Below are 26,278 nucleotides of genomic sequence, written 5' to 3'. Positions count from 1 at the left end.
AGTGTATTTCACTCTTTACATAAACAGCTATATCAATTATATGGTAGCAGACAAATGGAGGTGTTATGGAAAATTTAATAAGAAAAAAAATAAACGAAACTCTTTATAAACTTGTTGACAATAAAGAATTATTATCAGAACTTACATTTGATGTTGAAGTACCCAAGGACTCTAAAAATGGGGACTTTGCTACAAATGTAGCCATGAAACTTGCCTCAATGTTAAAAAAATCTCCCAGAGCAATTGCTGAAGAAATTAAGTTGAAAATTGGAGATTCTTTTTTTGAGAAAATAGAAGTGGCAGGTCCGGGCTTTATAAACTTTTTTGTTTCAAAAAGCTTTTTTTATGATTTTTTATTAAAAATTATTGAAAACCAAAATAATTTAATGTCGGATATTGGTAGTGGTAAAAAAGTGCAGGTGGAATTTGTCAGCGCAAATCCTACCGGTCCTTTGCATATAGGACATGGCAGAGGCGCTGCATACGGTGATAGTCTTGCAAGATTGTTGTCTGCCTGCGGGTTTGATGTTCAGAAGGAATATTATATTAATGACGCCGGAAATCAGATGAATAATCTCGCTCTTAGTATTTACAGCAGATACCTTGAACTGTCAGGGGTCAATTATGAATTTCCGCAGGATGGCTACAAAGGTGAATATATTATTGATATCGCAAAGGATATAAAAAATAGATACGGTGATAGTTTACTGGGAATGAAAGAAGAAGAGGCGATAAATCTGTGTTTCAGAATCGGGGTGGAGCAGATACTTGAGACTATAAGAAAAGATCTGGAAGATTTCCGTGTTACTTTTGACAACTGGTTTAGTGAAAAGTCTTTGTATCAAAGTGGTGAAGTCGATGATACTCTGACTGAGCTTCAAAACAAAGAAAAAGTTTATGAACATGACGGTGCGTTGTGGTTTAAATCGACGGAATATGGGGACGACAAAGACAGAGTTTTGAAAAGAGGCAGCGGCGAGCTGACATATTTTGCTTCGGATATAGCTTACCACAGGAATAAAATCAGAAGGGGATTTGACTATTTGATAAATGTCTGGGGTGCAGATCATCATGGATATGTTAAAAGGCTGAAATCGTCCGTAAGTGCACTTGGATTTAATGAAGATATGCTTGAAATTAAGCTTGTTCAGATGGTTGGTTTGGTAGAGGGTGGCGAAAAGATATCTATGTCGACCCGCGCCGGGACATTTGTTGAGCTTAGATGGCTACTTGATAAAGTAGGTAGTGACGCAGCAAGGTATTTTTATATTATGAGGGACATTAATTCTCAATTTGAGTTTGATATAGATTTGGCATTAAGCAAATCATCTGACAATCCTGTATATTATGTCCAATACGCCCATGCGAGGGTGTGTTCAATTTTAAGAAATGCCGAAGAAAAAGGGGTAAAGTTTTTTGTCGGAAAATATCTTGAGAAACTTAACCTTGAGCAGGACATGGCATTGATTAAAAAATTATACGAATTCAAGTCAGTACTTGAGACTGCTGCAAACCTGAGAGAACCGCACAGGATACCTTATTATCTTCAGGATCTGGCGGCATTGTTTCATAATTATTACAAAAACAATCAAATTTTAAATGAAGATGATATTGAGGTAACATCTGCAAGAGTAACTCTTTGTCTTGCTGTGAAAGAGGTTATAAAATTTGCACTGAATCTTATCGGTGTTGATGCTCCTGAAAGGATGTAGAAGGGCATATGATGAAAGATATTGATAAAATAAAAGAAAAGAATGAAAAGGATGAAGTGAAATCTATTTTGGGCTTCATCCTCCTCTTTCTTATAATATTTGGAATAATAACTTACGCAATTATAAAACTATCCACGCAATATTTTGCGCTCAAAAAGGAGCTGGAAGAGACCAAAAAAGAGCAATTGACTACCATACCGGCCGAAGATGGTAAAAAAATTGAGTATAAGCTTGAAGGGGATAAGATAAAAGTACAGGAAATAAAGAAAGAAGCTGAAAGAGTGGCCGAAAATATTTTAAGAGAAGATAGTGTTGATATTAATTTACCTGATAACAAGACTTTGAAAAATGAAAAAAAAATTGAAAATATTGAAAAAGAAAAATCTGTTGAGAAAAAAACAGAATATCCCGGTTCTGAACAAATAAAAAAAGAAGTTACCAATATTTCCAAAAATACTGATAACAAGAAAACGGAAAAACTTGAAACCTCTTCCAATGTAATGGAAAATTTAAAAACTGTTTCAAAACCTCCAAAAGCCGTAGATTCAGATTCTAATTTTGTGATTCAATTAATGGCATTCAAAGATGAAAATGATGCAAAATCTGCTGTTGATAAACTGAGAAACAATATAAATGATATTTATTATATCAAAGCTGATCTTGGAGAAAAGGGGACTTGGTACAGAGTTAGGTGCTGCAGTAGTGCAACAATCGAAGAAGCAAAGTCAAAATTGCAGGATTTAGATAATAGATTTAAAATAAAGGGATTTATTGTGAAAAAGTGATGTTTAGAATTTTGTTCACATTGTTCTTTTTTATTATTGCGGACATCAGTTTTGCAATAACAATTATTGATAACACCGTTTATAAAATAAATGGTGTTCAAATATTTAATTTTGATAAAAAGTATAGGTATCAACTGGATGATTATTTTAAAACACTGAAATCTCACAATGTGAATGCCGTATTTTTGAGGGTGTTTCAAAATAATTCAGACAGAGTTCACTTTAATGAAGTCTCAAATTGTGATTCCGGTGTTTATTTTAAATCCGAAGTAACCTGTACAGTTTTTGATTTGCTTGATTTGATAATTCCTTATGCAAAAAAATATGATATCAAAGTGTTTGCCTGGATGGCGACACGCTCCTTGAGTTTTTTAAAGGAAAAATACGGCTATGAAGTAGAAATTAGGGATAATAAAATTCAAAACGGTTATGGTGTAAACATTTTCAAAAAGGGTTCAAGAGATTCATTAATAACACTTTTCAAAGAACTTGCATCCTATGATATTGATGGCATCCTGATACAGGATGATTTTATCTTAAGAATGGGTGAGGGGATTTCAGGTTTAAGCAGTTACAGATATAGTGTTGATTACGGGAAATTACCTTCTGTTGATGATTATGACTGGTTTAAGTGGAAGGTTAAAAATTTGTCTGATTTTTTGAATGAGTTACGATATGAAACAAGAAAGGTTAATCCCAAAATAAAATTTGCAGTTAATATTTATTATGAAACCCCCCTTGATGCTTCCAAAGGGTTAAAATGGTATTCACAAACTATTGAAAGGTATAAAGAGCTTGGGTTTTCGTATTTTGCAGTGATGGGATACCATGAACAAATTATGAATGAGCTTAATCTCAATTTTAATGAAAGTCTTGAAGTCTTGAATAAAATGTTAAATAACCTTTTAAGTTCTGTTTCTGCTGACAATATTCTTATGAAAATTCAGGTAAGAAAATTTAATTCAGATAAAAGCTTAATTAATAGCAAAGAGGTTAACAGCATTTGTACGTTGATTAAAAATTATAAAACTGGTATTGTTCTTGTTCCATTTGAAAGTTTATCTGATCTGAACAATACTTGTTTTTAAGGGGTAGACGATGAAAATAGCTGTAATTGGTGGTGGTATTTCGGGCGTTTCTGCCGCGTTTTGGTTATCCAAGAGCTTGAAAGAGCTCAAGAAAGACTATGAAATCACACTTTTTGAAAAAAATGAAAAGCTTGGTGGGTCGATTGACACAGTGACAAAAGGGGATTTTACTGTTGAGGCTGGCCCCAATGGATTCCTTGACTCAAAGCCTTATACACTAAAGTTGGTTGATGATGCCGGATTGTCGGATAAATTATACAAAAGCAACGATCTGGCAAGAAAAAGGTATATTATGAGATACGGCAGGCTTATCAGGTTGCCGGAAAAACCACCGCAGTTCTTCAAAACAGACCTTCTTACCTTGAAGGGTAAGTTGAGAGTAATTGCTGAATATTTTGTACCCCAAAAGATACTTGAAGATGAAACAGTTGCTGACTTTGCAAGAAGAAGACTTGGCTCTGAGGCATGTGATTATCTTATCAGCCCTATGGTATCAGGAATTTTTGCAGGCGATCCTGAAAAAATGAGCCTGAGGGCATGTTTTCCTGTAATTTATGAGCTGGAAGTTAAATTTGGCGGTCTTTTTAAAGGGATGCTTAAAAAAAGAGAGAAGAAAAGTGGACCTGCCGGGCCTGGCGGTGTGCTTACATCATATTCAGGTGGACTTATAAATCTAATAAACGATGTTGCAAAGAAATTTGAGAATGTTACCATAAAGACTAATGCTGCAGTTAAGAGTATTTTTAAAGAAAATGAAAAATTTAGAATTTGTTATGGTGATGATTCCATTTCTTTTGATGTGGTCATATTAACCTGCCCGGCCTATGAAGCAGAAAAAATTATAAGACCTTTGAGTGAAAAACTTGCCGTTAATTTTGGCAAAATCCCTTACGCCCCTGCATTTGTGGTAGGTCTTGGGTTTGATGAAAAAGATATTAAGGATAGTCTCGATGGATTTGGGTATCTTATCCCTGCCAAAGAAAATAGAAAGATTTTAGGTGCCCTTTTTACATCTTCAATTTTTCCAGAAAGAGTTAAAAATGATAAGAGGCTTATAAGGGTAATTATGGGTGGTGATAGAAACAGATGGATTCTTGAAAAGTCAAATGAGGAGCTTATTGATATTGCCTATAATGAGATAAAGGATACCCTAAAAATAACCGGTAAGCCTGTCAGCAATGTTTGTTTTAGATGGGAATATGCAATACCACAATATTATATTGGTCATTTAAAAATAGCTGAATCTGTTGAGCAGATTTCTTCAGAGATTGGGAATTTTTATGTTGGCGGCAATATCTTGTACGGGGTTGGAATTAATGATTGTACAAAAAGAAGTTTTGATATAGTGGAAAAAATAATTCAAAATATTAAGTAAAATAAGGGGGCGAAGTGGAGAATATTGCTTGGTCGACGGTAATTTCTGGCTTTATTGGTGGTTTGGGACTTTTTCTTATTGGTATGAAAATAATGTCCGAAGGTTTGCAAAAAAGGGCAGGTAACAGTCTTAGAAAGATACTTGAAAAGCTTACTACCAATAGATATTTAGGGGTTATAGTAGGTCTTGTTGTAACCTCAATTATTCAAAGTAGTTCCGCTACTACGGTGATGGTAGTGGGATTTGTTAATGCAGGGCTAATGAATTTGTCCCAATCATTAAGTGTTGTTTTGGGAGCAAATATAGGTACAACAATGACTGCGCAGCTAATCGCATTTAAAATAAGTAAGCTTGCCTATCCAGCAATTGCACTTGGTGTGGCTTTTAAAATGTTTTCAAAAAAACAAAAACGTCAATATTTTGGAGAAATATTGCTTGGCTTTGGCCTTTTGTTTTTAGGAATGAAAACAATGGAAGGTGCTTTTGTACCTTTGAGAAAGAGTCAAGAATTTATGGATATTTTTGTATATTTTTCACAAAATCCTTTAGCTGCCATATTTGCTGGTACTGTTTTGACTATGATTGTTCAGAGTAGCTCTGCTATGATGGGTATAACTATAGCACTTGCAAGCACAGGTATAATTGACTATTCAGCTGCAATAGCATTTGTACTTGGTGAAAATATCGGAACTACTATAACAGCCAATCTTGCTGCAATCGGTGCAAATGCTAATGCCAAAAGGGCTGCAGTAGGCCATTTCCTGTTTAATGTTTTTGGTGTAGCATATATGTATATATTCTTAAAATATTTTGGTCATTTTGTGGACATTATAACACCAGGTGACCCTTATTTTACTGACTCACAGGGGAATGCGCCATATATAGCAAGACACATCGCAAATTTTCACACTATGTTTAATATAATTAATACGATAATATTTTTACCTATGCTTGGCCTGTTAGCTAAAGCTTGCGAAAGGCTTGTCAAAGATAGTGCCGAGAAAACCAAAACTACAAAATATATTGATGACAGACTTATTGATACACCAGCACTTGCTGTTGCTCAGGCAAAAAAAGAGGTCGAGAGGATGTCAAATATTGCTCTGTCCATGCTTGAAGATGCAAAAAAAGCATTTTTTAACAGAGATTTGAAACTTATTGAAAGTATTTATCAACGTGAAAATATAGTTGACCAGCTGGAAAAAGACATTTCGGTATTTGTAGTAAAATTATTTCAAAAATCTCTAAGCGATGAAGGTTCCAAAACTGTTGATGGCATACTTCATGTTCTTCATGATATAGAAAAGATAGCTGACCATTCTGAAAATATAGCAAAATTTACGGAAAAAATTATTGAAAAGGATATATATTTCTCAGAAAAGGCCAATGAGGAAATGGCAGAGATATTTGATGTGGTTATCAGGTTTGCCAGAAATATCTTGAATATCTATAATAAAGAAACATATGAAGTAAATATTAATACTGAGGACGAGAATATTATAGATAAATTACGTAAGGAATTTAAGAATAACCATATGAAAAGGCTCAATGAAGGGGTTTGTACAGTGGATGCAGGTATTGTGTATGTGGATATATTAAACAACCTTGAAAAAGCAGGTGACCATACATTTAATATAGCTCAGTTATTGCAGGGTGTTAACAAGTGATTTGCGGTGCTGTTGATATCGGAAGCAACACTTTAAGGTTTATTGTTGCAGATGTTGTTTCAGGTAAGATTAACAACATTCTGTATGAGCAAAGGCATATCATAAGGCTCGCTGAAGGTATTAAAAATTCCAATAGAATATCTATGGCAGCATTTGAAAGACTTTTATGCGCACTTTTATCCGTAAAAGAATCAGTAGCTGATTTTGATAATATTGGTATAAGATATGTTGCAACAAGTGCCCTCAGGGAAGCAGAAAACGGCAAGGAAATAGTTGATGCAATATTTGAAAAACTTAAAATAAAAATTGAGGTTATTTCTTCCGAGGAGGAAGCTGAGTACATGTTTAAAGGGGTGGCTTCTGTAATTGATATTGAGGATAAGGTATCTCTTATTTTCGACATAGGTGGTGGTTCTACGGAATATATTATATCTGATAAAGGAAGTATTGTATTTAACAAAAGTTTTGATCTTGGTGTGGTGAAATTGTCTGACGAGTATGATTTTACCGGCAAAATTTCAGAAGAGATGAAAGTTAGGCTTTTTGACAGAGTTAATTCTGTAATCTTAAGTTTACCACTTCGCAAAATTGACTGCGCAATAGCAACTGCAGGGACAGCTACAACACTTGCCGCAATCGATATGAAACTTGTTGATTACGATTATAGAAAGGTAAACAACTACAGGTTAAAATATGAAAGGATAAAAGAGATATTTGATATTCTTTGTAATTTGGACATAAAAGGAAGAGAAAAAATCGAAGGCCTTGAAAAGGGGAGGGCAGATTTGATAATTGCAGGTGCTGCAATAGTTATCAAAAGTATGGAAATATTTTCAATTGATGAATTGATAATCAGTGATTTTGGGTTAAGGGAGGGACTTGTTGTTTCTTACTGCAAATGAGATAGCAATACCTTTTGTTACCGGTTTTGTAGGTTATTTCACAAATTACCTTGCCATCAAAATGCTTTTCAGGCCACACAAAAAAAGGATATATAGTCTTGGCTGGCAGGGCGTAATACCTAAAAACAGAGGAAAACTTGCCAAAGAAGTTGGTATCCTTGTCGGCAATAACCTTCTTACAGAAAAAGAGATTTTGAAATCATTCAAGAAAGAAGAGTTTCAAGCTTACTTGCAGGAATTTATCAGGAAAGAGCTGCGAAATATTTTAAGCAAGGATTACGGTGATTTCGAGCAGCTGATTAATAAGGTTGGTTTAAATTTAGGTGAATTGATTGAATTGGTATACGACAGAATATTGCTGAATGAAGAATTTATCGATTCTTTGATTAAAATTATAGTTGAAAATATAAAACAATTCAAACTTGGTGATTTTATTGATGTTGGTGAAGTGTTGACTGACATCATTAAAAAAGTATTTGAAAATGAAAAGTGGAAGCAAAAACTTATAAAGGAAATTTCTGCTTATTTAAACAATATAATACTTTCAGGTGTTTGCTTAAGGCAGATTATCCCTGCAAGTTTTTATGAATCGCTGATAAATTCTTCGGGAAATATCACATTAAAAATACTTGAGTACATAAAAAAATTATCAGAAGATGAAGAAGTAAAAAAGAAAATTGTAAAAAAACTTGTTGATATTAAAAATAATTCTTTCAAAACTGGTCTCTTTGACCAGCTCAAACTTGGAATGCTGAATCTTTTTCTTAATGAGGACGTTATAGCAGATATTGTAAACTCCAAATTTCCAGAAATTATTGAAAATATAACAGAAAGTGAAGAGATTAAAGAAAAGATAAGCATTACAATAAAGAATAAGGTAGCTGATTTTCTTGATATGCCGGTTTATAAGCTTGTAGAAAAATTAAAAGTAGAAGATTTCTACTCGATAAAAACATTCTTTGAGGGGAAACTATTAAGCTTTATGAACTCCCCTTTTATAGTTGATAAAATTTCATACATTATTGACTCAAATGCCAGTGAATTGAATAATATAAAAGTCGGAGATATTTACGATTTGATTAGTCCAGGCTCTTCAGAAAATGTTTATAAAAAGATTCTTTTGAAAAAGTTAAAAAATGAAGATATAAAAAGCACCATTGTGAGAATATCTTGCAAAAATATTGGTAATTTAAAAATTTCCGGAATTTATGACAAAATTTCCCAAAAAACATTCAGAAATATTGTTGATTTTGTTACAAGAGAAGCAAATGAACTTTTACACAGGAATATCACTCCGGTACTTGAAACACTTAATATTCAGAGTATTGTTGAGGAAAAGATAAATTCTCTTAATTTGTATGAAGTTGAGAATATGCTGTTTTCTTTTATGAAAGACCAGTTTAAATGGATTAACATACTTGGTTTTGTGCTTGGATTTATTTTTGGTTGTGTTCAGATTATATTTTTTAAATTTATATAAAGGGGTGTTTTATGAAGAAGTTATTTGCCATTTTGGTTGCTGTTTTGCTCGTTGTGTCGTGTTCCAAAGGTGTGAAAATAGATACAAAGGGGGCAAAATTAAAGAGAAGTGAGGCAATAAATATCCTAAAGTCAAGCCTTCAATCTCTGGAAATTGATTCAAACTTAAAGTTTGCGAAAACAATTGTAAGTGATGAGGGGAATGCTTTTGCTTTTTTATGGAGCAAGGAAGGTACAAATAAAAAATTTTTGAGATTTTGGGAAGTTTATGGGAGCAATCTTGAAGCTTATGTAAAAGAAAACAGTGGCAAATATACTATAAAGGTTAAGAGCGACTCGGTGGATAACAATTGTTACGGATATGTTTTTGATGAGCCAAGAGTTTCTGATAATGGCGTGAAAGTTGTCTGGGATGATTATTCCAAATTTGGCTGCTCTCATAATCTTGAGTTGACATTTAACAATAAGGATGCAGCTTATAAATTTGTTGAGGCTCTGGCTTCAATTAAGGCAAAGCCAATAAAACTTGACCTTGTAAAACCTGAGCCAAAAGAGCCAACTGATAATACAGAAAATAAAGGCACCAAATGCACAGTAGATAAGATATTGAAAATGCAGGAAATTGGTCTTTCAAAAGAGGAGATAAAGAAAGTTTGCGAGTAGAATAAGTTATTTGCTATTATGCAATTCTCTGGAAAGATATGGGTTTGTTGAAATAACAATGTAATGAGTAGAATTATATAGGTTGACAATTTTTTTGGTAAAGTATGAACATATTTATAAAGGACTTACGCAAAAGTTATAAAAATGTTAAGGCATTAGTCGGAGTTACATTAAATGTTGAAAATAACTCCATAACCGCGCTTCTTGGACCAAACGGTGCGGGCAAAACAACTCTTATTAATATCTTGACAGGCCTTTTAAAAGCAGACGCCGGTGAAGTTTATTATGGAGAATCTCTTTTTTATACCGAAAATAACAATGTTAAAAGGGCTATAGGTGTTGTTCCTCAAATCAATAACGTTGACAGAGATTTAACCGTTATTGAAAATTGGTTAATCCATCTTGTTTTATTTGGATATAAAAAAGGTGAAATAGATAATGCCATAGATAAGATGTTACATTTTACCGGACTAAATGAACATAAAAACAAAAAGGCAGGGAATCTTTCAGGAGGATTAAAAAGACGTCTTGTTATAGGACGAGCGCTTCTTCACAATCCAAAAGTGTTACTGCTTGACGAGCCAACTGTGGGGCTTGACCCTTTATCAAGAAGAATATTGTGGGATTTTATTAAAAAGATAAAGATTGAAACCGGGTGCACTATACTTCTTACCACTCACTACATTGAAGAGGCTGAAAGATTGTCAGATTATGTATATTTTATAAGTGATGGGGTGATTGTTAAGGAAGGGGAGCCTGAGATTCTGAAAAGTGAAATGGGTAAATATGCTCTTGAGATTTTTAAGGATGACAAAACATTGGAAGAGTTTTATCAGAGTAGGGACGACGCTGTACATAGGCTTGAGTCAATAAAAGATGCAACATTTGCAAAAATAAGAGAAGTGAATTTAGAGGATGTTTATCTTAAAGTAACGGGTAAAAGGATAAATTGATGCATGGGATTTCAGGTATTTTTTTAAGAGAAATATTAGTACTTAAATCAAGAATCTGGAAAGTTATTCTCTCAAGTTCTGTGTCCCCATTGTTGTTTTTATTGGCATTTGGCTTTGGAATTGAAAAAAATTCTGATATAGGTGGAATCAATTATGTACATTTTTTGATACCAGGTCTTATTACTATGAGTTCGATGAATCAGGCGTATGGAATTTCAACTGAAATCAATATTTCAAGGTTTTATTTCAAAATTTTTGATGAATATTTGCTTGCCCCGGTTAAAAGATGGCAGATAATTGCCGGTGAGTCTTTATACGGTGTAGTAAAAGGGTTAATTCCTGTTTTAATTGTCTATATTTATGGCGTGTTCCTGAATGTAGGAATGAGACCTGGTTTTTTATTTATAATATCTCTAATAGTGCATCTTTTGACATTTTCTTTAATCGGTTTTATTGTTGCATTAATTGTAAAAAATCATGGAGATCAATTTAGCGTGAATACATTTGTAATGACACCGATGATTTTTTTGTCCGGTACATTCTATCCTGTTGAGGATATGCCAGCAGTTATCAGATATATTGCGTATTTTTTCCCTTTAACATATTCTAACAGGCTGATAAGAAGTTCTTTGCTTGGTAACGGTTTTTCTTTTTATGATTTTTTTCTTTTATTTGTCATGATGGTGGTTTTGTTTTTTATTGCAAAAAAGGTAATTGATAAAGTTGAAACGATTTAGTTAATTTTTAAAAACAAAGTTTATAGCTTTGCACCGCAATATTTGCAGTATTTGGCATCAAGATCATGTCCATCCTGACCACATGCAGGACAGGCTTCGGTGGTCACAGGTTTATTGTATCTGCTCATTTCAGATGTAACAATTCCTGTTGGCACTGCAATTACACCGTAACCGATTATCATTACAAAGGACGCAATAAACTGCCCGAGAGCAGTTGAAGGGGATATGTCTCCGTAACCTACTGTTGTAAGTGTAACTATTGCCCAATATATCGAGCGGGGGATACTTGTAAAACCGTTTTCGGGCCCTTCAACAACATACATTATTGCTCCTACAATTATAACCACATTCAAAACGGCAAATAAAAAAACAGTTATTTTGTATCTACTGGCTTTTAATGCCATTATAATTACAGAGCCGTGATTTACATATTTAGTAAGTTTTAATATTCTGAAAATTCTAAGAAGTCTAATTGCTCTGATTACTACCAAAAAATGTGTGCCTTCCAAAAAAATTTCAAGATATGTAGGCAAGATAGCCAGAAGGTCAACAATGCCATAAAAACTGAAAATATATTTTAATGGCTTGCCAATGGTATAAATTCTTAAGAAATATTCAATTGTAAATAGAATAGTGAAAAGCCACTCAACAGCATAGAAAATGTTACCATATTCAAAATTTAAGCTTTTTACACTTTGAAGTATCGATGCAAATATACTAAGTGAAATTGACAAAAGAAGAATTAGATCAAAAAGCTTACCTGCTTTTGTTTCAGCTTCAAATATAATTTCATATAGTCTTTTTCTTAGAGTCATTAGTTAAGATAGTCGTAAAGTTTTTTCTTCATAGCCTTTTTTTTGAGCTTGCTGAGAGCCCTTGCTTCAATTTGCCTGACTCTCTCTCTGCTTATTTTCATCATTTCACCAATCTCTTCAAGAGTTTTTGGTGTTTCGCCTTCAAGTCCAAATCTAAGTTTTATAATTTCAGCTTCCCTCTCAGGTAATTCTTCTACAATTTCTTCAAGGGAGTTTTTAAGATTGGTATGTATTATTTCATCTTCGACAGATTTGCTTTCGGATTCAAGAAGATCTATAAATGTTTTATCTTCACCTTCTTTAAGGGGTGCTTCAAGGGAGAGGTAATTTCTTGAAACCCTTAAAACATTTTCTACGTCAGCAAGTTCCATGTCAAGATATGATGCAATCTCATCTGCCGTTGGCTCTCTGTCGAGCTCTTTACTTAATTTTTCAGTGGCTTCATTAATTTTATACAAAATGCTTGCCTGTTTTATTGGTAGTTTTACAGTGCCTGACTGCTCAGCCAGCGCCTGAATTATTGCCTGACGAATCCACCAGACGGCATAAGAGATAAATTTAACCCCTTTATCCGGATCAAATCTTCTCGCAGCTTCTAATAAGCCCAAATTTCCTTGATTTATTATATCGCTCATGGAAAGCCCTGAATTTCGATACCTGTTTGCAATTGAAACAACAAACTTCAAATTGCCAAGTACGAGCTCTTTGATGGCCTCTTCATCCCCTTGCTGGATTCTTTTTCCAAGCTCATACTCTTTCTCTTTTGTAAAGTGAGTATATTCGGAGATTTTGTTTAAATAGGTTTTTAGGGAGTCTTCAGAAACAGGGGGGAAGGGGATATCTTCCACAAGGAAATCTATCCCCTCGTCATTTTCTTCTGTTTCAATATCATCAATCTCTTCTATCTTGCTTTTTTCTTTATCCATTTACCTACCTTAAGATAATGATTTAAAAAAATCACTTTTTGTTCACTGTATTATACCATAATTATCCTATTTTAACATCAAAATTTAAATTTCCATTTTCAAATGTTGCAAACACCTTTGAGTTTTTAACAATTATCCCTTTAAGTATTGCTTCGGCTACTTTGTTTTCTATTATTTTTTGTATCGCTCTCTTCATCGGCCTTGCTCCAAACTTGGGGTCAAAGCCAACTTTCACTATTTCGTTTATAACGCTTTCGTCAAATTCTATTTCTATAAAGTTTTCCTTTAATCTTTCCTTAAATTCGTCAAGCAAAATTTTTGCAATGTTTTTAAGGTGATTTTCATCAAGCGGGTGAAATACTATAATATCATCAACCCTGTTCAAAAATTCTGGTTTGAAAAAATTTGACAACTGTTTAAACACCATAGAAGCGATTTCATCATATTTTGATGTAAAGTCTTTATTTTGTTCAAAAAAGCTTTGTATGGTTTCGCTGCCAATATTGGATGTCATTATTATTACTGTGTTTTTGAAATTTACAGTTCTACCCTTAGCATCAGTTAGTCTTCCATCGTCCAATATTTGAAGCAGGAGATTAAATACATCAGGATGTGCCTTTTCAATCTCATCCATTAAAATAACACTGTAAGGTTTCCTTCTTACTTTTTCCGTGAGCTGTCCCCCTTCTTCGTATCCTATATATCCGGGAGGGGCTCCTATAAGTTTTGCTACGGAATGCTTTTCCATATATTCGCTCATATCAAGTCTTATCAGAGCGTCTTCAGTGTCAAAAAGGAATTCAGCCAAGGCTTTTGCAAGTTCGGTTTTTCCCACACCTGTTGGCCCCAAAAATATAAATGAACCAATAGGCCTTTTTGGATTGTTAAGTCCTGCGCGGCTTCTTCTTACAGCATCACTTATGACCTGTACCGCTTTTTCCTGACCAATTACTCTTTTGTGAAGAAAATCCTCCATTCTAATTAATTTATCGGCTTCCTCTTCTAAAAGCTTTGTCACAGGAATCCCTGTCCATTTTGAGATAATTTCAGCTATATCTTCTTCTTCAACTTCCTCTTTGAGCATCTTGGAGTCTTTTTGTATCTCTTTCAGTTTGCTGTTGAGTTCTTCAAGTTTTTTGTTTTCTTCCACAAGTTTTCCATACTTAATCTGGGAAGCAAGTTCAAAATTGCCGTTGCGCTCTGCGTTTTGCATTTCTGTTTTAAGCTGTTCGATGTTAGCTTTTACTTCCCTGATGCTCTGAATAAGTTCTTTTTCATTTTTCCAGTGAGCTTTCAGTTGATTAATCTTTTCATTGAGGTTTGCAAGCTCTTCTTCAATTTTTTCCAGTCTGATTTTACTTGCTTCATCTTTTTCTTTTAAAAGAGCCTGTCTTTCAATCTCAAGTTGCCTGTATTTCCTGTCAAGTTCATCAAGCTCTGTTGGGAGGCTGTCAATCTCCATTCTAAGTTTTGCTGTAGCTTCATCAATTAAATCTATTGCCTTGTCGGGCATAAATCTGTCAGAAATGTATTTATGGGCAAGATATGCAGCAGCCACAAGAGCAGAGTCTTTTATTTTTACTCCGTGGTGAACCTCATACTTTTCTTTTAATCCTCTTAAAATTGAAATTGTGTCTTCAACAGATGGTTCATCTACCATCACCGGTTGAAATCTTCTCTCAAGGGCAGCATCCTTTTCAATATGTTTTTTATACTCATCAAGGGTTGTGGCACCGATACAGTGCAGTTCACCTCTTGCAAGAGCAGGTTTTAATAGGTTAGCAGCATCCATAGCACCTTCTGCAGCACCAGCACCCACAAGTGTATGAATTTCATCAATGAAAAGGATAATTTCTCCTTCTCTTTCTTTTATTTCTTTCAATATTGCCTTTAATCTGTCTTCAAATTCACCTCTGTATTTTGTGCCTGCTATAAGGGCTCCAAGATCAAGTGTCAGCACAATTTTATCTTTTAATGTCTCAGGCACGTCCTTATTTACAATTCTCTGGGCAAGACCTTCGACAATTGCAGTCTTACCTACACCTGGCTCTCCAATAAGCACAGGGTTATTTTTTGTCCTTCTGGAAAGAACATGTATTACACGTCTAATCTCTTCATCTCTTCCGATAACCGGGTCAAGTTTGCCTTGCTCTGCATATTCTGTTAAGTTAATTGTATATTTTTTTAGTGCTTCAGTTTTTGACTCTGGATCTTCACTATCAACCTTTGTTGAGCCTCTGATTTCCTTGATGGCTTTTTTAACTGTGCTGCTGTCTATCCCCTGTTTGGTTAGAATTTGTCTTAGAGAATAACCGGCATTTTCGACAATTCCAAGCAGAAGGTGCTCAGTTGAAACGTAACTGTCCTGAAATTCCTTTAAAACTTTAAAGGCATAATCAAGCACCTTTTTTGTGTCACCAGAAATGTAAATCTGGCTTACATCGCTTACCTTTGGAAGTTTTTTTAAAATATCCTGTGTATCCTCAAGCAGTCCCGGTACGTTTACACCGATTTTTTGCAAAATAGGTTTAACTATCCCTTCTTCCTGTTTGAGTAAAACAGTAAGAAGGTGTTCCGGTTCAATTTGCTGATGGCTGAGCTGTTCAGCAAGTGCCTGTGCACCTTGAATGGCCTCGGAAGATTTTATTGTTAGTTTGTTCCAGTTTATCATATTCTTACTCCTCTCTTTCCACTTTTATTTTTATAATTTCCTTTTTGGGGGAAGGTACAAGTGCACCTTCCTTTTTTGATTTGTCGCAATTTTCTTTTATATATTTCAGAAGCATATCTACCTGATTTTGCAGTGATTCAATCTGCTCCTTCATGTTCATTATTATTTCAACACCTGCCAAATTTACCCCCATTTCCCTTGTAAGTGTCAGGATAAATTTTAACTTTTCAATATCCTCATCAGAGTATAATCTGGTGTTACCTTCGCTCCTTGAAGGTTTTAGAAGCTCCAGCCTTTCATATTGCCTTAGTGTCTGGGGGTGAATTTCAAACATTTCCGAAACTATGCTTATCATATACAAAGGTTTTTTTTTCATAAGTCACCCCGGATTTATAATTGTCCTTTTTCTAACAAGTGTTTTCTGTCAGCAATGCTGTATCTCTTTTTTATTTCTTTAAGTGTTTGCCTATCCTGTTCGATTGCTACCTGTGGGACCTTGACGATTATGTTTACATAAAGGTCACCTTTTGAGCTCCCATTTATTATTGGTACACCTTTTCCTCTGATTCTAAGTTGCTGATTTGGCTGTGTCCCTGCAGGGATATTTATATTTACCGCTCCATAAGGGGTTGGGATAGTTATCTTTTCTCCAAGTGATGCCTCAAACATATCAACTTCCACGTCTATATACAGGTTATTCCCCTGTCTTTTGTACAATTTATGAGGGCTTACATTTGTAATTATATATAAATCTCCAGGTTTCCCGCCATTTTTTCCGTCGTTTCCTTTACCGGAAATTCTGATTTTTGAATTATTGTCTACCCCGGCAGGGATTTTTACTTTTAGTTTTTCTTTTGCAGTAACAAATCCGGAACCGCCACAACCTGAACAAACTGATGTAAAAGCTTCTCCGCTACCACCGCATGATCTGCATGTGGACATCATATTGATAAATCCTGACCTTTGCCCTGAAACCCCCGTACCATTACAGGTAGGGCAAACTGTTTTGCTTCCACCTTTGCCAAGGCATTTGCTACAGGTGACTTTTCTTGCTATGTTGAGTTCATACGTGTTGCCGTAAATTACATCCCTGAAAGGTATGTTTATTGTATAGTAGATATCTTCACCATTTTGAGCAGCAGAAGAGGAGTGTTTTTTACCTCTTCTGCCTCCAAAAAGCTCATCAAAAATATCTCCGAATATGTCAAAACCATGGGATTTGAAGTTTCTCAAATCTTCAAAATTCATGTTTGAAAAATCATATCCCTGACCACCGGATGTAAAGGCATCATGCCCCAATGTGTCATACTGCTTTCTTTTTTCTGGGTCTGACAAAACAGCGTAAGCTTCCGAAACCAACTTAAACTTTTCTTCAGCTTCCTTGTTGTTAGGGTTTATGTCAGGATGGTACTTGCGTGCAAGCTTTCTGTAAGCTTTTTTTATTTCATCCTGAGTCGCATTTTTGTTTATTCCAAGTATTTCATAATAGTTCTGTTTTGTCATAGAATCACCACTTATTTGTTATATTAGTCCTCTTTTTCAACTTTAATTACTTTTGGCTTTATCTCATCCTTTTTGCCAATTTCAATCTTCAATATCCCTTCCTTGAGACTTGCTTTAATTTTGTTGTGATCAACTGTGTTTGGCAATGAGAATGATCTTGCAAATTTACCAAAGTTTCTCTCAAGTCTGTAAAAATTGTCGCTGTCTTTTTCATAAGGCAGTTTTTTCTCGCCTTTGATTGTGAGTATTCCATCAGTAATCTGAAGGTCAATATCATTTTCTGATACACCTGGTATTTCCATTACAATAGAGATTCCGTTCTCTTTTTCAAATATGTCTACTGGTGGGTACCATTCACCATACTGAGACTTTCTGTCATTTTGAACAGTTTCGTCAAATATTTTGTTGATTCTTTCCTGCAATGACATGATGTCTTTAAATGGGTCCCATCTTACGATTGCCATATCGCACCTCCTGAAATTTTATTCTAACAATATAATAATATTTGAGTGTATTTATGTCAAGTTTTTTTATTGAGTATTTATAATATTATTTTCTGAACGTTTCAAAAAATTAAAAATCCTTTATTTGTATAAAAATTTTGAATATTATAAACTTTGTATGGAAGACAGAAAAATAATATTTTTTATAATCTTATCGTTTTTGGTGCATATTGGATTCTTTTATCTTTTTCATTTTGAAAAAGCAGAGCCTAAAAATGAGAAACCTACATATGTAGATATAATAAAAAAGGAAAAAAAAGAAACTCAAAGTGAAAAAAAAGACAAGCCTGATATTTTAAGCGATAAAGATATTGATTTGAAAAAAAAGACTGATGTCAAAAAAGATGATTTTTCAGATACAAAAAAGGAAATAAAATCTTCTCCTGCTGAAAAATATATATTGCCTGAAAAACCTCAAAATAAAATTGTTAAGGAAGAAAATGTCGAAAAGAAAATTGATAAAAATGAGATAAAAGAAAAAATATCAAAGGATATTGCAGAAAAAAAAGATGATAAAATTTTTAAAGATGAGCAAAATAAAAGGGAAGAAAACAATGCAAATGATAAACAGATAAGCATTCTTGATAACAAGTCTCTTATAAAAAATATACTTAATCCGGGCGAAATTATCAATGATGTGGCAAATTATAATTTAAGTACGTCCAGAGAAGGGGAGGACGATGTAAATTTTAATTCTATGAAGTTTAAATATGCCTCATATTTTTATAAATTTAAGAGAAGGTTATACAATGTATGGACATACCCTTCAAGGTCAGTAATGAATTATGAAGAAGGAACTGTAAGAATAAAATTTTCCATATTGAAAGATGGTACTATTACCAATATTCAGATTGTATCAAGCAGCGGTTATCCTGATCTTGACAATGCAGCTGTAAATGCGCTGAATAATATGGGCAAGGTTCCGTTGAGCGACTCTTTTGGTTTAGAGAGGCTTAATGTGGACGGATATTTTAGTTACAAACTTGGGTTTATAGGTATATATTGATGCCTGATAAATATAGGATTGTGCCAACTACTGCTGATGTAGGTATTGAGGCTTTTGGAACCAATGAAAAAGAGCTTTTGGAAAATTGTCTTCAAGGACTTTATTTTATATGTTTTGACAAAATGCCTGATGTCAAAAATGAAGTGGGGATAATCTCTTTTCAGTTTAAGACTGTTGAAGAGCTGGTTTTCGAAATTCTTGATGAGGCTATTTTTTATCTTTATACAAAAAGCTGTATTTTAAAAGTTGATAAAGTTGAAAAAAAGGATGGCTCATATAAAGTTTCTTTGAAAATAATTTTAGCTGATGATATTTTGCAAATTGAAGTGAAGGCCGTTACAAAGCACAATTTTTTTGTGAAAAATAAAGAAGGAAATTGGAATGCATTTGTGATATTTGACATATGAAGGTTTATGAAAAGATAATCGGTGCGGTAATAAAATTTGAGAAGATTCATAGTTTTTTAAAAGATGATTGTATCGTAGCATTTTCAGGTGGCCTTGATAGCCAGGTGCTCCTGGATGTCATTAAAAGGTATAAATCTGATATGAAAATAAAAGCCAGGACAATCGCATGTCATGTCCCTGTTTTTGCTGAGGGTATCAAACGTCTTGAATCTACTGGCGTAGTGGAGCTTGAAATCAACGATAGTATAAAATTCCCCGTAAACTGCAGTTTGTGCAGCAGAATAAGAAAAAGGGCATTGCTTGAATATGCTGAAAAAAGCAATATTACCAACATACTTCTTGGACATAATAAAAGTGATTTTGTAGAAAATTTTTTATACAATCAAATTTACCACAAAAGACTTGAAAGTATGCCTCTAAAAAGAACGTATTTTGGCAAGTACAATTTTTTAAGACCTTTTGCATTTTGCGATAGAAAATATATTGAAACTTATGCAAGGAAAAATAATCTATATGATATTGAAAATAAGTGTACTTTTCAAAGTAATTTAAGAAGTGGTTTTCGAGAAACTATTGACAAACTGAATAAAAACTATAATCTCTACAATAATATTATGGATTTGATAGAAGAAAATAATTTTTATGGAGAATCAAATGAATAAAGATTGGACTTTAAAATGGATGGCATGGGAAATAACTGCAAAATGCAATTTAAATTGTGTGCATTGCCGTTCCTCTTCAGACATACATTCTGCCGAAGGGAAATTTACATTAGAAAAGTGCAAAGCACTTCTTGATGATATTTCCACTTTTGCATCCCCTGTTATAGTGCTTTCCGGGGGCGAACCACTTTTGAGAAAGGACGTATTTGATATTGCCAAATATGGAACTGATAAAGGTTTTAGAATGTGCATGGCTACAAATGGTGTGCTGGTAAATGATGAAGTTTGCGAAAAAATTAAGAGTAGCGGAATCAAAATAGTTTCTTTGAGTCTTGATGGGTCAACGGCTGAAATTCATGATGATTTTAGAGGGCAAAAAGGTGCATTTGAAGGTGTGTTGAAGGCTTCTGAATATTTTAATAAGCACGGTATAAAATTTATTATAAACTCATCTTTTACAAAGAGAAATCAGCATGATATCCAAAATACGTATAAACTTGCAAAGAAGCTTGGTGCTACTGCCTGGTATATGTTTTTGATTGTGCCGACCGGAAGAGGGGAAGAAATAATGAAAGAGCTTGTTAGTAAAGAGGATTATGAGGATATTTTAAATTGGCACTATGAAATGGAAAAAGGTGAAGAGGAGATTCTTGTCAGACCAACCTGTGCACCTCAATATTATAGAATCTGGCATGAAAGAAGCAAAGAGGATGGGACTGACAAAACGAGAAGGAGCTTGACATTTTCTACCGGTGGCGGAAAAGGCTGTATTGCTGCCCAGTCTATCTGCTTTGTAAACTCTGATGGGGATGTGTTGCCTTGTTCATATTTTCCAATGCCGGCCGGTAATGTGTTTGAACAAAGCCTGAAAGATATATGGGAAAGCTCAAAACTATTTAATGATTTGAGAAGTTTTAAAGATTATGAAGGCAAGTGCGGTGTATGCAAACACTTAGGTGTGTGTGGCGGGTGTAGAGCCAGGGCATATGCTGTTACAGGGTCATATATGGCTGAAGAGCCATTTTGCGACTACATTCCTGCAAATTATAAATGCTAAATGAAATTAAATACGGTTACTGCAAAATAACTTGAAATACCTACAATAATCCATAGGGCTATTCCGAAAATTATCGGCTTTAGTCCTACCTTTTTTAAAGTTTCTCGGGAGATGCCTGTCCCTATTAAAAAAAGTGTCACCACCAACATCTGTTTGGCTGTTAAGTAAATAATATGCCAAACATCTGAAAAAGATTTAAAGTAGGAATTGATAAAAGCAGCTAAGATAAAAAACAGTATAAAATATGGAAGATTTATTTTGCCACCTTTTCTGTTTTTAATACTGAAGAATATTACAAAAGGAGCAATCCATAACGCTCTGCTTAGTTTTACTGTTGTGCCTACCATAAGCGCTTCATTGCCGTAAACCGATGTTGCTCCGACAACACTACTTGTATCATGAATTGCCAGAGCAGCCCATACTCCAAAAGCATGTTGACTCATTTCCAAAAGGTGGCCAAAAAACGGAAATATTAAAAGTCCTAAGGCATTTAGACTGAATACCACACCAAGTGATACTGCAATATCTTTTTCATCAGCATTAATAACAGGACTTAATGCAGCAATTGCACTTCCTCCGCAGATTGCTGTACCGAAACTTATCAATTTGTTTGCATTAGGCTCTATTTTTATATATTTGCCTAATATATAGCCTGTAAAAATAACAAAAATTATACCTAAAAAAGTGAAGAGAATAGAATTTTTACCCACTTCAACGACTTTATAAAGTGGCACTCCAAATCCAAGCCCTACAACAGCAAGTTTAAGCAGCTGTTTGCTAATTTTTGCTGACTGTTTGGGGAATGGATTTTCAAAAAAGATACCTAAAATAAGACCCAATAACAACGCATGATGCGACTTTACAAAAGGCATTAATGATAGTGTTAGAAAAGCGAAATAAAGTATTTTACTCATAAGCAGTCCCATTTAATTTTTATAAATCTTCTAATTTGATATTATGGGAATTTCTTATAATCCTATAGCCTGGAATTGTCAAATCTATAATACTGGATGGATTTTTATTATCTGTGCCCTGATAAATATAATAATTTACCTTATTGGAAAAATTTTTAATTATATTCTTAATTGATGGGTCGTATTCCTGACCTGAAAAGTTAGCACTTGTAGCAGTTACTGGTTTATCAAAATAATCTATCATATCTGCTACCGGTAAGTTTGAAACCAATCTTACGGCTATTTTTGCTTCCAAAACACAATATTTATAGTTTAAATTTGTATTCAAGATAAAAGTAAATTTTCCTGGCCAGAATTTATTCAAAACTTTTAACTGGGCATCAGATAAATCAGCCTTTAAATATGACAATTGATTGATATTTGAAATTAAAACGGGGAAAGGTTTTGAGTAGTCCCTATTTTTAAGTTCAAATATTTTATTGTTGGCCTTTTCATCGTTAAAAAAAGCACCGATTCCATAGATTGTGTCGGTAGGAAAAATGACAGGCTCATTTTTTTTATGAGCCTGTGAAAAAATATTTATAAAATTTTCTTTGTTTGATTTTAATATTAGCAAAGATTATTGCCTCTTATTTTTAAGAATTTCCTGAACTTCTTCGTTATCCCTATAAACTTTATCCTTGATTGATTGTCTGTATTTTTTTAGTCTTTCATTTATTTCAGGATATTTTACAGCCAGAATCTGACATGCAAAAATGCCGGCATTTTTTGCGCCTGCGTTGCCGATAGCCATTGTTGCAACAGGGATTCCGCCTGGCATCTGCACCATTGATAAAAGGGCGTCGAATCCAGCCAGTGAAGTGGCTGCAACCGGTACTGCTATTGTTGGAAGATTGGATTCACTTGCCACCACACCTGCCAAATGTGCTGCAGCTCCTGCAATTGCAATTATTGCTTCTATGCCATTTTTTTCGGCATTTCTTGCCCATTCAGAAGTTCTCTCCGGTGTCCTGTGTGCACTTGATACAATTACTTCGTAATCTACACCAAATTCCTCCAAAACAGTTATTACATTTTCAGCAATACCAAAGTCAGATTTGCTGCCCATTATAATTCCTACTTTTGCCATTTAAAGCCTCCTTAATGCCTTTTGTGCTATATCTTTTCTAAAGTGCATATCTTTGAAATATATTTTTTCCACTGAAGAGTAGGCAAGCTTGATGGTACTCTTTAATTCTTCCCCTCTTGCAGTTACCGCCAAAACTCTTCCGCCATTAGTGACAAGTTTATCACCTTCAAATTTGGTCCCGGCATGAAATACTTTTACATTGCCGAGCTTCTCTGCTTCAGTAATTCCAGTAATTTCATATCCTTTTTTATAACTTTTGGGATATCCGCCGGAAGCTATTACGACACATACTGTCGGCTCATTATACCATTTTATATTAACCTTATCCAATGTTTGATTTATGCAGGCGTCAAATATTTCAAGAAGGTCTGACTCAAGTCTCATCAAAATTGGCTGAGTCTCAGGGTCTCCAAACCTGCAATTAAATTCCAAAACCTTTACATTGTCACCATCAATCATAAGTCCTGCATATATAATCCCTTTATATGTGATATTTCGTTTTTTGAGTTCTTTTACCAGAGGGTATGCAATCTTGTTTAGGGCAAAATTATAAAGTTTTTCCGTCATAATTGGTGCAGGTGAATATGCCCCCATTCCGCCGGTATTTGGTCCTTTGTCATCGTCAAAAACAGGTTTGTGATCCTGGCTTGAAACCATTGGAATAACAGTTTTTCCATCAGTAAAAGCCAAAAATGAAGCCTCTTCACCTTTTAAAAATTCTTCAATGACAACCCTGTTGCCAGCATCTCCAAATACTTTATCAATAAAAATTTCTTCAAGAGCTTTTATTGATTCATCAATAGTTGAGGCTACAGTTACCCCTTTACCAGCAGCCAGGCCATCAGCTTTTACGACAATAGGAGCCCCTTTTTCTAAAACATATTTTTTAGCTTCTTCAAAATCAGTAAATTCACTGTAAAAAGCTGTTGGGATACCTGCTGCTACCATAATCTCCTTGCAAAACGCTTTGCTTGCCTCTATTTTTGCCGCATCTTTGCGTGGACCAAATATTTTAAGGCCTTCATTTTCAAATCTGTCAACAATTCCAAGTGCAAGAGGGTCTTCTGGGCCAACAACAGTCATGTAGATATTGTTTTCTTTTGCAAATTTGATGAGTGCATCAAAGTCATCAGGTTTAATTTCAGTATTTTTGCACTTTATTTCGTGTTTGGTCCCGCCATTTCCAGGAGCACAGAAAATTGTCTGGATACTCTCGTTTTGAGCAAGCTTCCATGCTATTGCATGTTCCCTTCCGCCTGAGCCTATGAGTAATATATTCATATATTTCCCCTTTATTAATGTTTAAAATGCCTTATGCCTGTAAAAACCATTGCTATGTTGTGCTCGTCACAGGCCTGAATCACCTCTTTATCTCTGATTGAACCACCAGGCTGAATAATAGCAGTTATGCCTCTTGAAGCTGCCTCATCAACACTGTCTCTGAAAGGGAAGAATGCATCACTTGCCATTACACACCCCTTAAGAGGGCTTCTTGCTTTGTCTGCGGCAATTTTTGATGAATCCACACGACTCATCTGGCCAGCACCAACACCAATTGTTCTGTCATTTTTAGCATAAACTATTGCATTTGATTTTACGTGTTTTGCAACTTTCCATGCAAAATTTAGAGCCTTATATTCATCTTCAGTGGGTTTTCTTTTTGTAGGTACTTCAAGTGTTCTGACGTCTTCAAATACATGCAGGTCGCGGTCAGCAAGAAGCATTCCGCCAGTAACTTTTTTAATATCAAGCTCTTCATCTCTGATAAAATTGTCAAGATTTTCTATCTCAATGAGTCTTAGATTTTTTTTGGCAGACAATATTTCAAGTGCTTCATTATCGAATTTTGGCGCAATTACCACTTCCAGGAAAATTTCTGCCAGTTTTTCAGCCAATTCTTTTCCAATTTCCCTGTTTGTTCCAACTATACCCCCAAATGCACTTACGGGGTCGCATTCAAGCGCCTTTAAGTATGCATCCAGATTGTTTTCCCCAATGGCTGTCCCACAAGGATTTGTGTGCTTTATTATTGTTACCACGGGTTCTTTAAATTCTTTAACAATTTCTACCGCAGCGTTTATATCTATGATGTTATTAAATGACAGTTCTTTCCCTTGCAACTGTTTGCCTGTGGAAACACTTGGTTCTTTGATATTTGGCTGAGTATAAAATGCTGCTTCCTGATGAGGATTTTCTCCATATCTCATACCCTGTTTTTTTCTGGCAGCTATTGCTATTTCTTCCGGAAATTTGATGTTGAGTATTTGATTGAAATAGTTTGAGATAATACTGTCATAAACTGCAGTATGAGTAAAAGCCTTCCTTGCAAGGTCTATTCTTGTTTCATAAGTTATGCCACCTTTTTCCTCAAGCTCTTTTTCTATTTTTCCAAAATCATTATTATCAACTATAACAGAAACAAATTTAAAATTTTTGGCAGCACTTCTTATCATTGTAGGGCCGCCAATGTCTATATTCTCAATTGCTTCATCAAGCTTTACATCTTTATTGGAAATGGTTTTTTCAAAAGGGTAAAGGTTTACAACCACCATATCAATATCAACAAGCCCGAGTTCTTTCATAGTCTTTTGATGGGCTTCATTATCTCTTATGTTCAAAATTCCGGCATGTACTTTAGGGTTTAAAGTTTTAACTCTGCCGTCAAGGATTTCCGGAAATCCGGTGAATTCAGAAATTTCCACTATGTTGATTTTATACTCCTTTAACAGCTTGGCTGTTCCTCCTGTCGAAATAATTTCAACTCCTAACTTATTAAGCTTGCTTGCAAACTCTACAATACCCGTTTTGTCCGACAGGCTTATTAGAGCTCTTTTAGGTTTGATTAGCATCTTGTGCCCCCTTTTTATTTATTATCATATCTAATATTAACAAAATTATCCCGACGGTGATGCAGGAATCAGCTATGTTAAAAGCAGGCCAGTGATAATTTTTTATATAAAAGTCCAGAAAGTCAACAACACTTCCAAGATAAATCCTGTCAATAAAGTTGCCAATAGCACCTGAGAGGATTAAAGCATATGAAAATGCCCTGAGTTTATGTTGCATTTCTTTATACATAAGGTAGATAACTATAATTATAGCAATAGTTGTTACTATAATGAAAAATATCTGCCTGAACGACTCATTTAATTTTGCAAGAAAACCGAATGCAGCCCCGGGGTTTAGCACAAAAGTAAGATTGAAAAAACCCGGTATTATCTCTTTTGTTTCATATAGATCAAAAACGTGTTTTATGTAAAATTTTGTTACTTGATCAATTAACACCAAGATAAAAATTATAGGAAGATATTTTTTCATAATTAC

26 protein-coding genes are annotated in these 26,278 nt (G+C 34.4%); 14 read left to right on the top strand and 12 right to left on the bottom strand.

Annotation, left to right across the window (positions count from 1 at the left end; all coding sequences use genetic code 11):
• Positions 1-65 precede the first annotated feature (65 nt).
• From argS to ACTCAF_RS00695, 10 genes are all read left to right on the top strand, one after another.
• Positions 66-1,712 (top strand): arginine--tRNA ligase, encoded by a 1,647-nt coding sequence (gene argS / locus ACTCAF_RS00740; protein ID WP_463061387.1) that lies wholly within the window; start codon positions 66-68, stop codon positions 1,710-1,712.
• 8 nt (positions 1,713-1,720) lie between these two features.
• Positions 1,721-2,497 (top strand): SPOR domain-containing protein, encoded by a 777-nt coding sequence (locus ACTCAF_RS00735; RefSeq protein WP_463061386.1) that lies wholly within the window; start codon positions 1,721-1,723, stop codon positions 2,495-2,497.
• Positions 2,497-3,585, top strand: coding sequence for a poly-beta-1,6-N-acetyl-D-glucosamine N-deacetylase PgaB (locus ACTCAF_RS00730; RefSeq protein ID WP_463061385.1), 1,089 nt, complete (start codon positions 2,497-2,499; stop codon positions 3,583-3,585). The genes ACTCAF_RS00735 and ACTCAF_RS00730 overlap by 1 nt, the downstream gene beginning before the upstream one ends.
• Before the next feature lie 10 nt (positions 3,586-3,595).
• The gene (gene hemG, locus ACTCAF_RS00725; protein WP_463061384.1) at positions 3,596-4,960 is read left to right on the top strand and encodes a protoporphyrinogen oxidase; all 1,365 of its coding nucleotides are present in this window, start codon (positions 3,596-3,598) and stop codon (positions 4,958-4,960) included.
• Between the two features lie 14 nt (positions 4,961-4,974).
• Positions 4,975-6,627, top strand: a complete 1,653-nt coding sequence (locus ACTCAF_RS00720) for a Na/Pi cotransporter family protein (RefSeq protein WP_463061383.1) — start codon at positions 4,975-4,977, stop codon at positions 6,625-6,627.
• Positions 6,624-7,529: a Ppx/GppA phosphatase family protein gene (locus tag ACTCAF_RS00715; RefSeq protein ID WP_463061382.1), complete on the top strand. Its 906-nt coding sequence runs from the start codon at positions 6,624-6,626 to the stop codon at positions 7,527-7,529. Before ACTCAF_RS00720 ends, ACTCAF_RS00715 begins: the two co-directional genes overlap by 4 nt.
• On the top strand, positions 7,510-9,009 hold the full coding sequence (locus ACTCAF_RS00710) for a DUF445 family protein (RefSeq protein WP_463061381.1): 1,500 nt from the start codon (positions 7,510-7,512) through the stop codon (positions 9,007-9,009). Before ACTCAF_RS00715 ends, ACTCAF_RS00710 begins: the two co-directional genes overlap by 20 nt.
• A gap of 11 nt (positions 9,010-9,020) precedes the next feature.
• The gene (locus ACTCAF_RS00705; protein ID WP_463061380.1) at positions 9,021-9,671 is read left to right on the top strand and encodes a hypothetical protein; all 651 of its coding nucleotides are present in this window, start codon (positions 9,021-9,023) and stop codon (positions 9,669-9,671) included.
• Positions 9,672-9,775: 104 nt separating this feature from the next.
• The gene (locus tag ACTCAF_RS00700) at positions 9,776-10,624 is read left to right on the top strand and encodes an ABC transporter ATP-binding protein (RefSeq protein ID WP_463061379.1); all 849 of its coding nucleotides are present in this window, start codon (positions 9,776-9,778) and stop codon (positions 10,622-10,624) included.
• The gene (locus ACTCAF_RS00695; RefSeq protein ID WP_463061378.1) at positions 10,624-11,361 is read left to right on the top strand and encodes an ABC transporter permease; all 738 of its coding nucleotides are present in this window, start codon (positions 10,624-10,626) and stop codon (positions 11,359-11,361) included. Before ACTCAF_RS00700 ends, ACTCAF_RS00695 begins: the two co-directional genes overlap by 1 nt.
• 20 nt (positions 11,362-11,381) lie before the next feature.
• Here ACTCAF_RS00695 and ACTCAF_RS00690 read toward each other — a convergent pair whose 3' ends face one another.
• The 6 genes from ACTCAF_RS00690 to ACTCAF_RS00665 all read right to left on the bottom strand — a co-directional run bounded on the left by ACTCAF_RS00690 (position 11,382) and on the right by ACTCAF_RS00665 (position 17,740).
• Entirely contained in the window at positions 11,382-12,176 is a 795-nt protein-coding gene (locus ACTCAF_RS00690; RefSeq protein ID WP_463061377.1) for an ion transporter, read from the bottom strand.
• On the bottom strand, positions 12,176-13,102 hold the full coding sequence (locus ACTCAF_RS00685; RefSeq protein WP_463061376.1) for a sigma-70 family RNA polymerase sigma factor: 927 nt from the start codon (positions 13,100-13,102) through the stop codon (positions 12,176-12,178). The genes ACTCAF_RS00690 and ACTCAF_RS00685 overlap by 1 nt, the downstream gene beginning before the upstream one ends.
• 61 nt (positions 13,103-13,163) lie before the next feature.
• On the bottom strand, positions 13,164-15,773 hold the full coding sequence (gene clpB / locus ACTCAF_RS00680) for an ATP-dependent chaperone ClpB (RefSeq protein ID WP_463061375.1): 2,610 nt from the start codon (positions 15,771-15,773) through the stop codon (positions 13,164-13,166).
• Between the two features lie 4 nt (positions 15,774-15,777).
• Complete coding sequence (locus tag ACTCAF_RS00675) at positions 15,778-16,149, bottom strand: heat shock protein transcriptional repressor HspR (protein ID WP_463061374.1); 372 nt, start codon at positions 16,147-16,149, stop codon at positions 15,778-15,780.
• A 14-nt stretch (positions 16,150-16,163) separates the two neighbouring features.
• Entirely contained in the window at positions 16,164-17,276 is a 1,113-nt protein-coding gene (gene dnaJ, locus ACTCAF_RS00670) for a molecular chaperone DnaJ (RefSeq protein ID WP_463061373.1), read from the bottom strand.
• 23 nt (positions 17,277-17,299) lie between these two features.
• Entirely contained in the window at positions 17,300-17,740 is a 441-nt protein-coding gene (locus ACTCAF_RS00665; protein WP_463061372.1) for an Hsp20/alpha crystallin family protein, read from the bottom strand.
• A 157-nt stretch (positions 17,741-17,897) separates the two neighbouring features.
• On the opposite strand from ACTCAF_RS00665, the gene ACTCAF_RS00660 reads away from it, so the two are divergent.
• The 4 genes from ACTCAF_RS00660 to ACTCAF_RS00645 are packed head-to-tail and all read left to right on the top strand — an operon-like array spanning position 17,898 to position 20,911.
• Positions 17,898-18,785: a cell envelope integrity TolA family protein gene (locus ACTCAF_RS00660; protein WP_463061371.1), complete on the top strand. Its 888-nt coding sequence runs from the start codon at positions 17,898-17,900 to the stop codon at positions 18,783-18,785.
• Positions 18,785-19,192, top strand: a complete 408-nt coding sequence (locus ACTCAF_RS00655; protein ID WP_463061370.1) for an archease — start codon at positions 18,785-18,787, stop codon at positions 19,190-19,192. Before ACTCAF_RS00660 ends, ACTCAF_RS00655 begins: the two co-directional genes overlap by 1 nt.
• Complete coding sequence (locus tag ACTCAF_RS00650) at positions 19,189-19,854, top strand: PP-loop family protein (RefSeq protein ID WP_463061369.1); 666 nt, start codon at positions 19,189-19,191, stop codon at positions 19,852-19,854. Before ACTCAF_RS00655 ends, ACTCAF_RS00650 begins: the two co-directional genes overlap by 4 nt.
• Entirely contained in the window at positions 19,847-20,911 is a 1,065-nt protein-coding gene (locus ACTCAF_RS00645) for a radical SAM protein (RefSeq protein WP_463061368.1), read from the top strand. Before ACTCAF_RS00650 ends, ACTCAF_RS00645 begins: the two co-directional genes overlap by 8 nt.
• Here the strand turns inward: ACTCAF_RS00645 and ACTCAF_RS00640 are convergent.
• The 6 genes from ACTCAF_RS00640 to lspA are packed head-to-tail and all read right to left on the bottom strand — an operon-like array spanning position 20,908 to position 26,272.
• Positions 20,908-21,825 carry a YeiH family protein gene (locus ACTCAF_RS00640; RefSeq protein WP_463061367.1) on the bottom strand — a complete coding sequence of 306 codons (918 nt, stop codon included), beginning with the start codon at positions 21,823-21,825 and terminating at the stop codon, positions 20,908-20,910. The genes ACTCAF_RS00645 and ACTCAF_RS00640 overlap by 4 nt on opposite strands.
• Positions 21,826-21,844: 19 nt before the next feature.
• Positions 21,845-22,441, bottom strand: coding sequence for an L-threonylcarbamoyladenylate synthase (locus tag ACTCAF_RS00635; RefSeq protein WP_463061366.1), 597 nt, complete (start codon positions 22,439-22,441; stop codon positions 21,845-21,847).
• Positions 22,442-22,444: 3 nt separating this feature from the next.
• Complete coding sequence (gene purE / locus ACTCAF_RS00630) at positions 22,445-22,954, bottom strand: 5-(carboxyamino)imidazole ribonucleotide mutase (protein ID WP_463061365.1); 510 nt, start codon at positions 22,952-22,954, stop codon at positions 22,445-22,447.
• Positions 22,955-24,235, bottom strand: a complete 1,281-nt coding sequence (gene purD / locus ACTCAF_RS00625) for a phosphoribosylamine--glycine ligase (protein ID WP_463061364.1) — start codon at positions 24,233-24,235, stop codon at positions 22,955-22,957.
• A gap of 14 nt (positions 24,236-24,249) precedes the next feature.
• Positions 24,250-25,803 carry a bifunctional phosphoribosylaminoimidazolecarboxamide formyltransferase/IMP cyclohydrolase gene (gene purH / locus ACTCAF_RS00620; RefSeq protein ID WP_463061363.1) on the bottom strand — a complete coding sequence of 518 codons (1,554 nt, stop codon included), beginning with the start codon at positions 25,801-25,803 and terminating at the stop codon, positions 24,250-24,252.
• Positions 25,787-26,272, bottom strand: a complete 486-nt coding sequence (gene lspA, locus ACTCAF_RS00615; RefSeq protein ID WP_463061362.1) for a signal peptidase II — start codon at positions 26,270-26,272, stop codon at positions 25,787-25,789. The genes purH and lspA overlap by 17 nt, the downstream gene beginning before the upstream one ends.
• Between the last annotated feature and the right edge of the window lie 6 nt (positions 26,273-26,278).

The sequence above is a fragment of the Deferrivibrio sp. genome, assembly GCF_055117995.1.
This window is presented reverse-complemented; position numbering and strand designations above follow the sequence as displayed.

Excerpts from the sequence above, each read along its gene's own strand:
- purE (WP_463061365.1), bottom strand. The coding sequence starts at position 22,954 with ATGGCAAAAGTAGGAATTATAATGGGCAGCAAATCTGACTTTGGTATT.
- ACTCAF_RS00730 (WP_463061385.1), top strand. The coding sequence starts at position 2,497 with ATGTTTAGAATTTTGTTCACATTGTTCTTTTTTATTATTGCGGACATC.
- ACTCAF_RS00700 (WP_463061379.1), top strand. The coding sequence starts at position 9,776 with ATGAACATATTTATAAAGGACTTACGCAAAAGTTATAAAAATGTTAAG.
- ACTCAF_RS00690 (WP_463061377.1), bottom strand. The coding sequence starts at position 12,176 with ATGACTCTAAGAAAAAGACTATATGAAATTATATTTGAAGCTGAAACA.
- ACTCAF_RS00645 (WP_463061368.1), top strand. The coding sequence starts at position 19,847 with ATGAATAAAGATTGGACTTTAAAATGGATGGCATGGGAAATAACTGCA.
- ACTCAF_RS00695 (WP_463061378.1), top strand. The coding sequence starts at position 10,624 with ATGCATGGGATTTCAGGTATTTTTTTAAGAGAAATATTAGTACTTAAA.
- purH (WP_463061363.1), bottom strand. The coding sequence starts at position 25,803 with ATGCTAATCAAACCTAAAAGAGCTCTAATAAGCCTGTCGGACAAAACG.
- purD (WP_463061364.1), bottom strand. The coding sequence starts at position 24,235 with ATGAATATATTACTCATAGGCTCAGGCGGAAGGGAACATGCAATAGCA.
- ACTCAF_RS00640 (WP_463061367.1), bottom strand. The coding sequence starts at position 21,825 with ATGAGTAAAATACTTTATTTCGCTTTTCTAACACTATCATTAATGCCT.
- ACTCAF_RS00660 (WP_463061371.1), top strand. The coding sequence starts at position 17,898 with ATGGAAGACAGAAAAATAATATTTTTTATAATCTTATCGTTTTTGGTG.
- ACTCAF_RS00675 (WP_463061374.1), bottom strand. The coding sequence starts at position 16,149 with ATGAAAAAAAAACCTTTGTATATGATAAGCATAGTTTCGGAAATGTTT.
- hemG (WP_463061384.1), top strand. The coding sequence starts at position 3,596 with ATGAAAATAGCTGTAATTGGTGGTGGTATTTCGGGCGTTTCTGCCGCG.
- ACTCAF_RS00705 (WP_463061380.1), top strand. The coding sequence starts at position 9,021 with ATGAAGAAGTTATTTGCCATTTTGGTTGCTGTTTTGCTCGTTGTGTCG.
- lspA (WP_463061362.1), bottom strand. The coding sequence starts at position 26,272 with ATGAAAAAATATCTTCCTATAATTTTTATCTTGGTGTTAATTGATCAA.
- clpB (WP_463061375.1), bottom strand. The coding sequence starts at position 15,773 with ATGATAAACTGGAACAAACTAACAATAAAATCTTCCGAGGCCATTCAA.
- argS (WP_463061387.1), top strand. The coding sequence starts at position 66 with ATGGAAAATTTAATAAGAAAAAAAATAAACGAAACTCTTTATAAACTT.
- ACTCAF_RS00735 (WP_463061386.1), top strand. The coding sequence starts at position 1,721 with ATGATGAAAGATATTGATAAAATAAAAGAAAAGAATGAAAAGGATGAA.
- dnaJ (WP_463061373.1), bottom strand. The coding sequence starts at position 17,276 with ATGACAAAACAGAACTATTATGAAATACTTGGAATAAACAAAAATGCG.
- ACTCAF_RS00650 (WP_463061369.1), top strand. The coding sequence starts at position 19,189 with ATGAAGGTTTATGAAAAGATAATCGGTGCGGTAATAAAATTTGAGAAG.
- ACTCAF_RS00685 (WP_463061376.1), bottom strand. The coding sequence starts at position 13,102 with ATGGATAAAGAAAAAAGCAAGATAGAAGAGATTGATGATATTGAAACA.
- ACTCAF_RS00665 (WP_463061372.1), bottom strand. The coding sequence starts at position 17,740 with ATGGCAATCGTAAGATGGGACCCATTTAAAGACATCATGTCATTGCAG.
- ACTCAF_RS00655 (WP_463061370.1), top strand. The coding sequence starts at position 18,785 with ATGCCTGATAAATATAGGATTGTGCCAACTACTGCTGATGTAGGTATT.